The following is a 13,481-nucleotide window of genomic DNA, read 5'->3' as shown; positions in this document are numbered from 1 at the left end:
AGAAGAAGCGCTGAAGCATCGTGACGAGCGGCTTCAGGGTAGCAACGCCGTTGTGTTGGGCTGGCAGGAAGCCAACGCTGCCTACATAATCGACGCAAGGGACACGCTGTACACACCCCAGGATCACTCTCTGGTATTTGCTGTAACGGGCTCTCTGGAAAAACTTCCTGAAAGCACGCCCCGCGCTACTAATTCCGAGGACGACGAGACCGCCCCGCCGACGATTTCAGACTTCAGCATAAGTCTCATAGACCATAACAGTGAGAGAGCCACGGTACGTGCGTCTGATTTCGCGCAGCTAATTCCTCCCGTGCGGGTCCAGTATCTGAAAAACGAAAAACGCAACAAGGAACAGTACAACGCAGTCTGGGAGCCTGTGTTGCAGCACATCGAGATCCCTTTTAGTGCGTTTTTGGCAGCAAACCCCGGTCTCTCATTATCGGATATCAAAAGCATTCGCTTCGAGTTCGATCAAAGCGATTCGGGAGTTCTCATCTTCGACCATATAGGCAGTGCAGGAAGCACTCAAGGATTACTCGACGCGAAGAGTTAGGGCTCGACAAAGAGCACACCCTCTTTCATAACCAGGGTGACATCCCGCAATGCGGAGATGTTCTCGAGGGGGTTGCCGCGTACCGACAGCAAATCGGCAAGCAGCCCCGCCTCCACGCTTCCAATGCTTTCGCTAAGATGAAAAATGTCTGCATTGCCTGCGGTAGCCGAATGCAGAGCATCCTGGGCATCCATACCGTAGTCGACCATCATCTCCAGCTCTCGTACGTTGTCACCGTGGGGATACACACCGACATCGCCACCAAAACAGATGCTGACGCCGCTCTTCAGCGCCGCTTGAAACGACTCGCGCTTCTGGCTGATACGCGCGGGCTCCGGGTCCACACCTTTGTTCCAGCCCCCGTACTGCGAAATAGCGTCGCCCGCTGCCAGCGTGGGACATAGCGCCACGTCGTTTTTCTTCATCAGGCGCAGCACCTCGGGCGTTGCGCCGTCGCCATGCTCGATAGTTTCTACGCCAGCTACAATAGCGCGGCGCATAGCCTCGGCGGTTGCCGCATGGGCCGCTACGCCACGACCGCTGCTGCGAGCGGTATCGACGATGGTCTTGAGTTCTTCAACAGAGAAAGTTGCCGCGGCTGTGCCTTTGGGTCCCCAGCGGTAATCAGCATAGACCTTCACAAAATCGATGTTGCGACCGATCTGACTGCGAACGACGCGCACCAGGTCGTCAAAGCCATCTGCTGTCTCGGCGCCGAGAGGGAATGACACGTCCTCGTGAAAGCCCTTGGGTCCGTAACTTCCTGTAGCGACAATCGCTCGACCAGAGACGATCAATCTTGGGCCGGGCACCAACCCCTGATCGATCGCATCCCGAACAGCAACGTCTGCATAGCCCGCGCCCTCGGAACCGAGGTCACGCATGGTCGTAACACCCGCGAAGAGGCTGTCCCGGACATGGTTTACCGCACGCATCACCCGTTCGGCTTCAGACTCTTTCAGCACCTGATCGTTCCAGGGGGTTTCATTGTAGGGATGCAGGAGCACGTGGGAGTGCCCCTCGATCAAGCCTGGTAGCAATGTTTGATCACCCAGGAGCAGAGTCTTATCTACTGCAATCTTGGGTGCCTGGCCTTTAGGACCCGCGAAGAGAATAGATTCGTCCGATACAAGAACCACCCAGTCTTCATGCAGTTCACTACCGTCAAATACCCTATCGGGTTCGAGCAGTGTGACCTCAGTCTTAGCGGCGATGGACACCATCAGACAACTGACAAAAAGCAATGCCGAGAAAGTGCGATGCATGGGATGTCTCCGCGGAATTGAGGGCCTTTTCGCAAAAAGGCTCTCTTGAGATTGGTCCGCCTGGCAAGAGTCGAACTTGCGACCTGCCGCTTAGGAGGCGGCTGCTCTATCCTGCTGAGCTACAGGCGGAAGATACGGCCATTCTATCGGAAACCGTCAGTGCTCCCTAGAGTAGAAAGAACGCTTTTCGCGTCACCGCTGCAATGCGATACTTCCTACCTCTGCATACGAGGTATCACACATGAGCGAAATGGATCTCGAGATCGGCCCCTATCTGGCCCTCATGGTCAACAAGGAAGGCGAAGACATCTACTTCCACTCGGGCGCAAAAATTCTCATCAAAGGGCCTTTTGGCTTTGCCTGGCTCGGTGAACAGCTGTTACCGGGACAAGTGGACCATATTTTCAGAACCATCGCCTCGGACAAGAAGATCATGGAATTCGAGGAACACGGCGAGGTCGACTTCAGCCTGGGTGTTCCTAATCTAGGACGTTTCAGGGGATCTGCATTTCGTCAACGGGGCGAAACATCTTTGGTGTTTCGCTATGTCCGCAACGATATTCCTACCGTCGAGGAGCTCGGCCTACCCTCGGTCCTTAACGATCTTGTCATGGAGAAAAACGGCTTGGTTGTCGTGGTGGGCGCCACGGGTTCCGGTAAGTCCACGTCTCTGGCGGCGATGATTGACCATCGCAACACCAATGCCGCTGGACACATCCTGACGCTGGAAGACCCTATTGAGTATCTGCACAACCACAAACGCTCGGTGGTGGCTCAGCGAGAAATTGGCGTTGACACAGAGAGCTATAGCACCGGTATTCGATCTGCGATGCGTTCGGCGCCGAATGTCATACTTCTAGGGGAAATTCGAGATCAGGAAACTATGGAGTTTGGTCTTAAGTTCGCCAACACAGGTCACCTGTGTCTCACCACGCTTCATGCGAATAACGCTGTATCCGCCCTTGAGCGAATGATGACGTTCTTCCCTCCGGAGGATCAGGGGAACGAAGTTGTCCGCATCGCCCAAAATTTACGAGGAATCATTTCTCAGCGGCTTGTTCCAACCATTGATGGCGGCAAGTGTGCAGCCATGGAGGTGCTGGTGAACACGCCCAGAGTTCAGGACCTGATTACCAAGCAGGATCTGACTGAGTTGAGGAGCACCATCGAACAGGGCAGCAAGTACCAAATGCGCACCTTTGACCAGGCGCTCATCGAGCTCTACGAGAAAGGCACTATTTCGGCAGAGACCGCCGTGGAGTATTCAGACTCCAAAAACAATGTGTCTCTGCACATCCGTCTCAACAAAGGTGACGCCTTTGATAACGTGGATCTCCAGCTGGACGAAATCGATCGGCGCTAAGCGCAGCTTAAGGCACAACCGGAGACCGCCTGTTGCGCCCGGTTGTGCTCTGTGACCTCTCTTCTGTTAAGAATTGAACTAGCTCAAATCCAACCCGATTTTGCCAAAGTGCTTCCCACTCTCCTGATAGCGAAAAGCGTCCGCGAGCTGCGCGAGCTTAAAGCTGCGATCCAATACCGGTTTTAGCTCCCACTCCTCAAAGGCCTTCGTCATGTTGGCTTGGTGCTGACGGGAGCCCACGGTAATTCCCGACATCACGGCATTACGCTGAAAAAACTCCGCAAGCGGCACATCTCCCGAAATTCCCGTGAGTACGCCGATCATACTAATAGTGCCACCCACGCGAAGCGCTCTCACCGACTGTGTAACCGTACCTGGCCCACCCACTTCTACTACGAGACTGACGCCGCCTGTTGTTTCAGCAGCCTGACGCCCCCACTCGGGCTGTTCACGGTAATTGATGACCTCATCGGCACCCAGCGCCCTGAGCTTCTCGAGCTTTTCCTCACTCGAGGATGTGGCAATCACCTTGCATCCAAGATGCTTGGCAATTTGTAAGGCAAAAATACTGACGCCTCCCGTGCCCTGCACCAGCACCCATTCTCCGGCCTGCAAGCTCGCTTCTTCTACCAGCGCCCGCCAGGCCGTGAGCCCCGCGCAAGGTAAGGTCGCCGCCTCTGCAAAGCTCATATGTCTTGGCATCGCCGAGAAGGCATTCGCAGACATCGTGACGCTTTCGCTGGCAAAACCGTCTACATGATCTCCGGGCACGCCCAGCAAGCCGTCCATGCTTGCGCCGCCATCACTCCAGTTAGGAAAGAAACAGCTCATCACTCGATCGCCTACGGCAAAGTCTGACACCCCGTCGCCCACAGCAGTCACCACTCCTGCGGCATCGGACATGGGTACCCGTCCATCTTCCACCGGCAAAAGCCCGGCGGCCACAAGATAGTCATGAAAGTTCAGAGAGCTTGCGTGTACACGCACCTGTATTTCACCCGCCAGAGGCGCGCGCTCCGCGGTCTCAGCTATTGCCAACTTATCCAATCCACCGGGCTTAACAACGTGCATGTAGTGCATGACTTTCTCCTATGAATGATCTTTTTTCGGCGCCAAAGACAGCCAGGGTTACATCACCAATTTACCAACTCACCGGCTCACGGCATGTTTATTTTGAGAGTGTCTCGTGCTTCCCGGGACAGGGCTTCCTGAAAATCCGGATGGGCAATCGCCACGAGATCGCGAGCGCGCTGCCCCAAAGATCGACCTCGAAGATGCGCAACGCCGAACTCTGTAACCACATAATCGACCTGTGCTCGCGTCGTCACCACGCCCGCGCCTTCTGCAAGCGTTGTCACAAGTCTGGACAAGCTCCCTTTCTGCGCGGTACTGGGCAAAGCAATAATCGATTTGCCATGCTCTGAATAGGTGGCTCCGAGGACAAAATCCACCTGCCCGCCCACGCCAGAATAGATCTGGTGTCCAATGGAATCTGCGCAAACCTGACCCGACAAATCAATCTGCAGCGCACTATTGATTGATGTCACCTGCGCATTCTTGGCGATGACCGTAGGATTGTTCACGAACTCGATATCGAGAAATGTCACCTCCGGGTTGTCGTGCACGTGGGCATACAATGCATCGCTGCCCATAGCAAAACCCGTCACACTCCTGCCCCGAACGATCTTCTTGTTAGCGTTGTTTATGACTCCCGATTCCAGCAGCGGTAACACCCCGTCGGAGAACATTTCTGTGTGTATGCCCAAATTTTGATGGTCACCGAGGCAACGCAGCGCGGCATCAGGAATGCCACCGATACCCATTTGCAAACAGGCCCCATCCTCTACCAGATTGGCCACATGTGCCCCAATACGACTCTCAATGGTAGAGCTGCTTAAACTGCTGATATTTATGAGGGGCTCCGATAGCTGAAAAGCGCTGTGAATGTCCCGCACATTGATAAAACTGTCTCCGTGCGTACGGGGCATTAAAGGATTGATATGGGCAACAATTTTTTTGGCGACGTCACAGGCGGCTCTGGTAGCCTCTACAGAAATCCCCAGGGAACAGTTGCCGTGTCGATCCGGCGGTGAGACCTGAACAAGTGCTGTGTCAACGCGCTGCTCACTCTTTCGAAACAACTTGGGTATCTCGGAAAGAAACATTGGCACGTAATCAGCGCGACCTTCATTGATTAACTTGCGCGTCTCTCGCCCGGCGAAAAAACAGCGGTGTCGTAAATGCCCCTCAAGCTCTGGGGCGGTCACTTTGTCAGCGTGTTCAAGGTGGAGCTGCATCAGCGTGATGTCTGTGCAGGATGAGGCATGCTCAGCGAGCGCATCAAGAAGCAGGACCGGTGTCGCCGCCATGGAGTGGGACCAAATAAACTCTCCACTCTCAATGGCGCTGACGGCTTCGAGAGCGCTATCGCAATACTTCATAGCAGGAGTTTTCCACAGGAAATAGACGGAGGGAGTCTAGCCCTGGAGCCGCGCCCACTGCAACGCGCTGTGACAGCAACTAGAGTGATGCGCGAAAGGTGAGCCCTACGCTGAACATCAGATGTGCAATCACCACCACAAAGGTCAACCAGCTGCGCATGCGGGTGTACCACGAAGCACGCTCCGGCAGCTGTCGTTCATACCACAGCAAAGCCAGGTGCCCTAGCATGAGGAGTAGCGCAGCCAGTAACGGTTGTGCGGTCAACATTGCGAGTACGGCAAACAAGACAATGCCGTTACTAATCAAAATTGCAGCTCCATCGCCGACGGTCGGCTCAGGCAGAGACTCCCCCCATAAAGTACCGCCCAGAAAACACAGTATGGCTGTGGAATAGAGAAGGAATGTTCGCTGGGACACGGCAAGCAATAGATCGTCGAGGAACATCACCCCCAAAGCTGCACCCAGAAACGGTATCAGGCCGGCAAAGCCCAGCATTTGCATCAAACGCATAGACATTAGTTGGCAGCCGCCAGACGTTCAATAGTGAGTACGATCTCTCCGACACGAAAGCCAAACTTCCGCATCTGCGACTCGTTGATCAGGACGTCAGGGGTCAACAGGTACATTCGGTCGTCAATAGCCAAGTCGATCGTGCCATCGCCGTAGGGCACCTGTAGGACATACTCCAGAAACATCGCATTGCCGGCCACGCTCGCCCTACCCTCACCGACGACGTCACCTGCGGTAGCAATGAATTGCCCAGCACCCGCCGGTTGGAGTTTCCAGACGCGGCGACTCTCTTCGCCGTCATCGAACACAAAATCCTCCTCGAGGGTGCCTATGCCATCAGTCCAGTAGGCCTCGATGTCCGCTGTGAACTGACGAATGACTCTCCCACTGCGATCCTTGAGCACGCCCCTGGCCACGAGCTGGCCGTCAAAAAAAGTCTGTGGCTCAAACACTGGCTCTCTGCCAGCGTAGTCATCTACAGAAATACTCCCACAAGCGCTCACGACTGCGATGAGCGCCACGAGTGCGAGGGACTTGGCAAAAGGCATAAGCTGATCCAATGTCAAAAAAGTGCTTGTTTCGCTTACGCGCGAAGCTCGCGCGAAGATCAATATGTCCAATTTACAGACAAAAAAAACCCGGCCCACAGGGCCGGGTTAAACATATACAACCATCTGGGGGAGAGATGGTGTTTGCCGCAGCGATTGCTCGTTACGGACCCTTGTTACGCCCCAGAGAGCACGGTTGGATCACCGATAGAGAAAAATTTTTACAGGGAAACGGTTCGGCTGACAGCCTGGGCACCATAGGCACAGCTGCCGCTGTTGCTATAAGCCTCCAGACGCTGGTTGGCGATGTCGGCATTTCCCGGGGACACACCAAATAGCAAACCGTCTATGTAGCCCAGAGCCTTGGCATAGATCACATCGACCTGCTCGTCCGAGAGATCCCCTACTGCTTCGTCAAAACGGCTATTGAACTGCTCCTCATTGAGGTAACCCAGCGCATCATCCGCCAAAACACAGCCTAAATGAGCGGCGGCATTGAGCTCCACCGAGCTCAGGGTGAGAGCCTGAGCGGGCAAACTAAGCACCGCGGCAACTAGTGATAACAAAAATACATTGCGAAACTTCATGGTCGCAGACCCGATAACTCTGATGCGCGCACGATAACGGCAAAACATGACATTTATATGACAGAAATATGAACCCCCGAGCAGCTGGAAATGACCACCTTTGGGATAGTAAGCTATTGTTTTTACTCACTTTTAACAAAACTTCTTGTATAAACCTAAGCCTGCACCCCAATCAATGCTGCAATTTCGTCAAGAATCGCCGGATCATCGATGGTAGCGGGAAGCTTAAAAGACTCACCATCCGCAATACTCCGCATGGTGGCCCGCAGAATCTTGCCCGAGCGGGTTTTGGGTAATCGCCTGACGACGTAACAGCGCTTGAACGCCGCCACAGGTCCGATGCTATGCCGTACCGAAGCAATGACTTCGGACACGATCTCATCCTCGCTCCGAGAGACACCATCTGACAATACGATAAGTCCCAGCGGCAACTGGCCTTTGAGTGCATCGTGAACACCGATCACAGCGCACTCCGCCACGTCATGGTGCGCCGCCAAAACCTCTTCCATGGCGCCCGTGGAAAGACGGTGTCCGGCCACATTGATCACATCATCCGTACGCGCCATGACAAACACATAGCCCTTATCGTCAATGTAACCGGCGTCTCCCGTCTCGTAATAGCCGGGAAAGCGCGAGAAATAGGCTTGCTCGTAGCGCTCATCTGCATTCCAGAGCGTCGTAAAGTTACCGGGGGGCAGTGGCAACTTGATGGCGAGAGCACCGATAGAATCATCGCTCACCGGTTCACCCTGCTCATTCAAAACCACGACATCGTATCCGGGTACTGCTCGCGCAGGCGAGCCCGGCACCACCGGCAAGGCTTCGATGCCCAGGCAGTTCGCACAAATAGGCCAGCCGGTCTCGGTTTGCCACCAGTGATCAATAACCGGCACGGAAAGCTGCTCTTCAGCCCAGTGCAGCGTGTCCGGATCGCAGCGCTCTCCTGCGAGAAACAAGGCTTTGAGACTTCCAAGATCATATTCGTGGATCAGACGAGCATCGGGGTCTTCTTTGCGAATCGCCCGGAATGCCGTAGGCGCAGTAAACAGCACGCTCACTTTGTGTTGCTCAATAACACGCCAGAAGGCGCCCGCATCGGGCGTACCCACGGGCTTGCCCTCGTAGAGCAAGGTCGTGTTTCCGGCAAACAGGGGGCCGTAAACAATATAGCTGTGACCCACTACCCAGCCGACATCAGACGCGGCCCAAAACACTTCGCCGGGCTCGACGTTGTATATGCTCTTCATACTCCACTTGAGAGCGACGATGCCTCCGGCAGTATCGCGGACCACCCCCTTGGGCTGCCCCGTCGTGCCGGACGTGTACAAAATATACAGAGGATGATTTGAAGGGACGGGCACGCAGGGATGTGGCTCGGCCTTTGCGAGGGCAGCGCTCCACTCGACGTCGCGACCTGGGATCATCTCGCACAGCAGCTCGGGGCGTTGCACCAACAGGCAAGCTGCGGGTTTATGTGCTGCGAGATCTATGGCCTCGTCCAACAGAGGCTTATAGGCAACAACACGATTGGGTTCGATACCGCAGGAAGCCGAAAGAATCAGCTTAGGGGCCGCATCATCTATGCGTACCGCCAGCTCATTGCTGGCAAAGCCACCAAAGACCACTGAATGCACGGCTCCCAGGCGCGCGCAGGCCAGCATGCCGATTACCGCCTCGGCAATCATTGGCATGTAGATCAACACGCGATCGCCCATGCCGACACCCTGTGCTGCCATGGCCCCGGCACAGTGCGCTACGACGTCCAGAAGTTCAGCGTAGCTATAGGAGCGTCCGTGTTGGGTGACAGGACTGTCGATAATCAAAGCTGCCTGATTCCCCCGGCCATTTGCCACGTGCACATCCAGCGCGTTGTAGCAGGCATTGGTGACCCCATCGGGAAACCAGCGATAAAAGGGAGGATTGGAGTCGTCTAGAAGCTGTTTGGGAGTCTCAAACCAGTGGATATTCTGTGCTTCGCGCATCCAGTCTACAGACTGTGTCATTATCATGAAGTCCCTAGGGCGATCTTCATCTCAGACTAGCTCCGAGCCCTCGGTATCGCAATGCGACGATAGTAGAAGGTACTACCGGCCAGGGTCTCGCGTTTTAAGCAAGACCATACATTGACTCCCAGCGCTCTAAGCTGGGCCCCGATGCTCTCGTATCCAGAGCAACAACTGTTCCGTAGACGGATCAAGGATCGGCTTCGCATCGCCTGCCTCACCGTCAATGCCAGGCAATATCTCGCTGGCCAGCTGCTTACCCAATTCGACGCCCCATTGGTCGAAAGAATTGATTCCCCAGATAACCCCCTGAACAAATATCTTGTGCTCATAAAGGGCAATCAAAGCGCCCAGGGTCCCGGGGGTTAGACGATCCATGAGTAATGTGTTGCTGGGTCGATTACCTTCAAACACTTTGTGGGGCGCCAGAACGTCGATGTCCGCCTCATCCATACCGCTAGCGGACAATTCTGTGCGAACAGTCTCTATAGACTTGCCACACATGAGGGCTCGCGGTTGCGCCAAAAGATTAGCCAGGAGCTTGGGATGATGATCCCCCAGCTCCGACTGGGAGTTCACCGCTCCAATGAAGTCGCAGGACACCAGGTCTGTGCCCTGATGCAGCAACTGATAAAACGCGTGTTGACCGTTAGTTCCCGCCTCTCCAAAAATCACGGGACCGGTACTCACGCCACTCCATTCCCCATTCAAACAGACCGACTTACCGTTGGATTCCATGTCCGCTTGCTGCAAATAGGCTGGCAAACGATGCAGATGTTGGTCGTAAGGAAGAATCGCGTGCACGCCGATGTCCTCCATATTGCGATTCCACACACCCACCAACGCAAGAAGTACCGGCATGTTTGATTTCAGATCGGCATTGCGAAAGTGCTCATCCATAGCAAAAGCGCCGTCGAGCAATTCCAGAAAGTTTTCGGAGCCTAGCTGCAGCGCGATGGAGAGACCGATGGAAGACCAGAGGGAATATCTGCCGCCCACCCAGTCCCAGAAACCAAAGGTGTTCTCAGGGGAAATACCAAAGGCCGCGACCGCCCGCCGATTCGTTGACAGCGCAACGAAGTGATCACGCACCGCTGCCTCATCACCGCCATTCGCTAAGAACCAGTCCAGCGCGCTTTGCGCGTTAGTCATGGTCTCCTGGGTGGTAAACGTCTTGGACGCCACAATAAACAGTGTGGTCTCCGGATCCAGCTGCGTCAGCGTATCGGCGAGATGTTGGCCATCCACGTTGGAGACAAAAAAAGCACGCCGCCCGGCAATCCAATAAGGGCGCAGTGCCTCTACAACCATCACCGGACCAAGATCGGACCCACCTATACCTATGTTAACGACCGTAGTCAGCGGCTTACCGGTGGCGCCCAGGCGCCTACCGCTGTGAACCTCATCCACAAAGGACAGCATGCGATCCCGCTCCGCGCTCGCAGTCTCGCAGGCATCAACACCGTCTACCCACACCGACCGACCTGAGCGATCGCGCAGCGCGGTATGCAAAACCGCCCGATCTTCAGTGTTGTTTATGCGCTCACCGACGAGCATCGCCTGGATTTTCTTTGGAAGCTCACAGCACTCTGCGAGCTCGAGCAGTAGCCTTAAGGCGTCCCTGGAAACATGATTTTTGGAGTAATCGAGGTGCAGGCCAACTGCATCCAAAGAGAAGTCCGGGGCTCTTGCGCCGTCGCCGTCAAAAAGCGCGAGGATAGGAGTATCGCCAAGACGTTCCTGCTCTTCTCGTAAAGCATCCCAGACAAATTTGCCGTTCTCTTCCGCTGTCATCGTCTATCCGTCCCAGCTCACTGAACTCAATCAGTCAATGATAAACCCATAGGGTCAGACAAAGCTCCATGAACGCCAAACATTGTGCTTGTCTCCACCGAGGGGCGATGCAAAAACGCTGCGCCGGTGGTCAGTTGTGGGCATGGCCGTTAGAGCTTACTTTGCATACAATCAAGGCCATCACTAAAAACAATGAGAGGGCATCATGAACGCACCGGCACCCACAACTCCACAGATACCTGAGCACGATCCTGAGCAGGTCAATGTAGATCCCTACTCCGTGTCCCTGGAGAAGCTGGATGTCTCCAACCCTTATCTCTTTGAGGCGGATGTGCATTGGCCGTGGTTCAAGCGCCTACGCGACGAAGCCCCCGTGCACTTCTGCGCAGAGAGTGAGTTCGGTCCCTATTGGTCGATCACGCGGTACGAAGACATCATGACCGTCGATACCTCCCACAAGATCTTTTCGTCAGAGCCTGCGATTACGATCCGGGATCAGCTCGATGACTTTCAGTTGCCTATGTTCATTGCCATGGATCGGCCCAAGCACGATATTCAACGCAAAACCGTAAGCCCAACCGTCGGTGCCGATGCCCTACGTTACTTTGAGCCCATCATTCGCGAGCGGACCCAGGACGTACTGGACAACCTTCCCGTGGGCGAACCCTTCAACTGGGTGGAGAAAGTCTCGGTCGAACTCACCACGCGCATGCTGGCTACGCTCTTTGACTTTCCTTACGAAGAACGCAGCAAGCTCACCTGGTGGTCTGACATGACCACGACGCTGCCCGGCCAGGGCATGGTCGAAACCGAAGACGAGTGGAAGCAGGAAATGCTTGGCTGCCTTGAGTTCTTTATAAACCTATGGAATGAGCGCGCCAAAGAGCCGCCTTCAAACGACTTTATTTCTCGCCTTGTCCACGGCGAAGCGACGAAAGATATGGAGCCTATGGAATACCTGGGCAACCTGCTCCTTCTTATCGTTGGCGGTAACGACACCACGCGAAGCACCATGAGCTCGAGCGTCCTGTGCCTTGACCGACATCCCGAGCAGTTTGCAGAAATGAAGGCCGATCCCAGCTTAATTCCTGACATGGTATCCGAGACCATTCGATGGCAGACGCCCCTGGCCCATATGCGCCGCACAGCGCTGGAAGACACCGAGCTCGGTGGCCAGACAATCCACAAGGGTGACAAGGTGGTGATGTGGTACGTCTCGGGCAACCGTGACGAGCGCTTCTTTGACAACCCCGATGACTATGACATTCATCGAGAGAATCTGCGCAAGCACCTGTCTTTTGGTTTTGGCATACACCGTTGCATGGGCAATAGACTGGCAGAGATGCAGCTTCACACGCTCTGGGAAGAGATCCTCAAGCGTTTCGATCGCGTGGAGGTCCTAGGCGAGCCTGATCGCACGTTGTCGGTGTTCGTCAAAGGTTACCGTAATCTTGAGGTTATTCTGCATCCCAAGACTGCTTAAGCCTAAAAACTTAAACGTCAGAACCGCGAGGCCTTAGGCCTCGCGGTTTTTTTTGGCCTGTGCGCGACGCATATCGCTGATCATTCGCCACGCAGAGAGCAGGCCGACACCCAAGTCAATTTCAAGGCAAAAAAAAAGGGCGGCCCAAGGGCCGCCCGATACTCACTCTAGGATCGTTTTACAGTGAACCTTCAACCGTCCAGCCAGCCCACCAGGGATCTGAACCGTCGGGGTTTACAGCACCGCTGTAGTCCGTTGGATCGAAGAAGTCCGCATCAAAGTCCTGAGGATCGCCACCGGACACACTAGGTAACGCGAAGGACCCGCCAATGGCATCCCAATCTATCGGGGTAAGGCCAGAGGCCGCGGCGGCCTGTGATGACAAAATGTCATCCAGGGCTGCAGCTTCGACAACTACAGAGCTGTTACCAACACTTGGCTCGTTAGACAGTGTTCCACCAGCACCGGACTCGTTTGCACAATCCTGCACCCAGTTGTTGAACACTAGCGCTGTGTTGATGTTGGTCTCGGCACCATCCTCGATCTGCGCGCAGGTATCAAAGGTACCCGTTGCATCACTAGCGACTGTGATCACCATGTTGTGGAAGAACCCACCGGTGCTGTCCTTAAATCGCATGATGAAAGGAGAGTCGTCCGCTTGCTTATCTGCAATCACCGTGGTGTTCACAACCGTAGGCTTGGACAACCATGCGAGGGAGCCTTCTGTATCCATCTCGAATGCTTCACCGGTACCCTCGCCATGCTGCTTAACAAGGACGTACTGCAGGTTGCCCTGGAAACCCTCGTCCCAGTCAACAGAATCATCGTTAGCATTCGACACAACAAGGTGCTTCATGTTGGCAGTGCCGCCGTAGAACTCAACACCGTCATCAGAGGTCTCGTGAATCTGGATGAAGTCGAACTCGGTACCAG

The 13,481-nt window shown here is 54.9% G+C and carries 10 protein-coding genes, 1 tRNA gene and 2 pseudogenes; 3 read left to right on the top strand and 10 right to left on the bottom strand.

What is annotated here, in order from left to right:
* Positions 1-553: pseudogene (locus ACTG39_RS13590) on the top strand (hypothetical protein); the annotation flags it as partial.
* Here the strand turns inward: ACTG39_RS13590 and ACTG39_RS13585 are convergent.
* Both ACTG39_RS13585 and ACTG39_RS13580 read right to left on the bottom strand, forming a co-directional pair.
* Positions 550-1,818, bottom strand: a complete 1,269-nt coding sequence (locus tag ACTG39_RS13585; protein WP_439108105.1) for an amidohydrolase family protein — start codon at positions 1,816-1,818, stop codon at positions 550-552. The pseudogene ACTG39_RS13590 and the gene ACTG39_RS13585 overlap by 4 nt on opposite strands.
* Before the next feature lie 52 nt (positions 1,819-1,870).
* Positions 1,871-1,947 (bottom strand) — tRNA-Arg (locus tag ACTG39_RS13580).
* Between the two features lie 112 nt (positions 1,948-2,059).
* Between ACTG39_RS13580 and ACTG39_RS13575 the strand changes: the two genes are divergently transcribed.
* Entirely contained in the window at positions 2,060-3,181 is a 1,122-nt protein-coding gene (locus ACTG39_RS13575; RefSeq protein ID WP_439108104.1) for a PilT/PilU family type 4a pilus ATPase, read from the top strand.
* 78 nt (positions 3,182-3,259) lie between these two features.
* On the opposite strand, the gene ACTG39_RS13570 is transcribed toward ACTG39_RS13575, so the two are convergent.
* The 7 genes from ACTG39_RS13570 to pgi form a co-directional block, all read right to left on the bottom strand.
* Positions 3,260-4,261 carry a zinc-dependent alcohol dehydrogenase family protein gene (locus tag ACTG39_RS13570; protein ID WP_439108103.1) on the bottom strand — a complete coding sequence of 334 codons (1,002 nt, stop codon included), beginning with the start codon at positions 4,259-4,261 and terminating at the stop codon, positions 3,260-3,262.
* 77 nt (positions 4,262-4,338) lie between these two features.
* The gene (locus ACTG39_RS13565; protein WP_439108102.1) at positions 4,339-5,622 is read right to left on the bottom strand and encodes an acetyl-CoA hydrolase/transferase family protein; all 1,284 of its coding nucleotides are present in this window, start codon (positions 5,620-5,622) and stop codon (positions 4,339-4,341) included.
* Positions 5,623-5,701: 79 nt separating this feature from the next.
* Positions 5,702-6,139, bottom strand: a complete 438-nt coding sequence (locus ACTG39_RS13560; RefSeq protein WP_439108101.1) for a DUF3429 domain-containing protein — start codon at positions 6,137-6,139, stop codon at positions 5,702-5,704.
* Positions 6,139-6,681 (bottom strand): DUF3833 domain-containing protein, encoded by a 543-nt coding sequence (locus ACTG39_RS13555; protein WP_439108100.1) that lies wholly within the window; start codon positions 6,679-6,681, stop codon positions 6,139-6,141. Before ACTG39_RS13555 ends, ACTG39_RS13560 begins: the two co-directional genes overlap by 1 nt.
* 221 nt (positions 6,682-6,902) lie before the next feature.
* Positions 6,903-7,268: a hypothetical protein gene (locus tag ACTG39_RS13550; RefSeq protein ID WP_439108099.1), complete on the bottom strand. Its 366-nt coding sequence runs from the start codon at positions 7,266-7,268 to the stop codon at positions 6,903-6,905.
* Between the two features lie 155 nt (positions 7,269-7,423).
* Complete coding sequence (locus ACTG39_RS13545; protein WP_439108098.1) at positions 7,424-9,271, bottom strand: propionyl-CoA synthetase; 1,848 nt, start codon at positions 9,269-9,271, stop codon at positions 7,424-7,426.
* 135 nt (positions 9,272-9,406) lie between these two features.
* Positions 9,407-11,065, bottom strand: a complete 1,659-nt coding sequence (pgi, locus tag ACTG39_RS13540) for a glucose-6-phosphate isomerase (RefSeq protein ID WP_439108097.1) — start codon at positions 11,063-11,065, stop codon at positions 9,407-9,409.
* A gap of 205 nt (positions 11,066-11,270) precedes the next feature.
* Between pgi and ACTG39_RS13535 the strand changes: the two genes are divergently transcribed.
* Positions 11,271-12,548: a cytochrome P450 gene (locus tag ACTG39_RS13535; RefSeq protein ID WP_439108096.1), complete on the top strand. Its 1,278-nt coding sequence runs from the start codon at positions 11,271-11,273 to the stop codon at positions 12,546-12,548.
* 178 nt (positions 12,549-12,726) lie between these two features.
* Here ACTG39_RS13535 and ACTG39_RS13530 read toward each other — a convergent pair.
* Positions 12,727-13,481 (bottom strand): annotated as a pseudogene (locus ACTG39_RS13530) (hypothetical protein); the annotation flags it as partial.

Source organism: Congregibacter sp., assembly GCF_965662665.1.
Lineage (GTDB): Bacteria > Pseudomonadota > Gammaproteobacteria > Pseudomonadales > Halieaceae > Congregibacter.
This window is presented reverse-complemented; position numbering and strand designations above follow the sequence as displayed.

Excerpts from the sequence above, each read along its gene's own strand:
- ACTG39_RS13585 (WP_439108105.1), bottom strand. The coding sequence starts at position 1,818 with ATGCATCGCACTTTCTCGGCATTGCTTTTTGTCAGTTGTCTGATGGTG.
- ACTG39_RS13575 (WP_439108104.1), top strand. The coding sequence starts at position 2,060 with ATGAGCGAAATGGATCTCGAGATCGGCCCCTATCTGGCCCTCATGGTC.
- ACTG39_RS13570 (WP_439108103.1), bottom strand. The coding sequence starts at position 4,261 with ATGCACTACATGCACGTTGTTAAGCCCGGTGGATTGGATAAGTTGGCA.
- ACTG39_RS13565 (WP_439108102.1), bottom strand. The coding sequence starts at position 5,622 with ATGAAGTATTGCGATAGCGCTCTCGAAGCCGTCAGCGCCATTGAGAGT.
- ACTG39_RS13560 (WP_439108101.1), bottom strand. The coding sequence starts at position 6,139 with ATGTCTATGCGTTTGATGCAAATGCTGGGCTTTGCCGGCCTGATACCG.
- ACTG39_RS13555 (WP_439108100.1), bottom strand. The coding sequence starts at position 6,681 with ATGCCTTTTGCCAAGTCCCTCGCACTCGTGGCGCTCATCGCAGTCGTG.
- ACTG39_RS13550 (WP_439108099.1), bottom strand. The coding sequence starts at position 7,268 with ATGAAGTTTCGCAATGTATTTTTGTTATCACTAGTTGCCGCGGTGCTT.
- ACTG39_RS13545 (WP_439108098.1), bottom strand. The coding sequence starts at position 9,271 with ATGACACAGTCTGTAGACTGGATGCGCGAAGCACAGAATATCCACTGG.
- pgi (WP_439108097.1), bottom strand. The coding sequence starts at position 11,065 with ATGACAGCGGAAGAGAACGGCAAATTTGTCTGGGATGCTTTACGAGAA.
- ACTG39_RS13535 (WP_439108096.1), top strand. The coding sequence starts at position 11,271 with ATGAACGCACCGGCACCCACAACTCCACAGATACCTGAGCACGATCCT.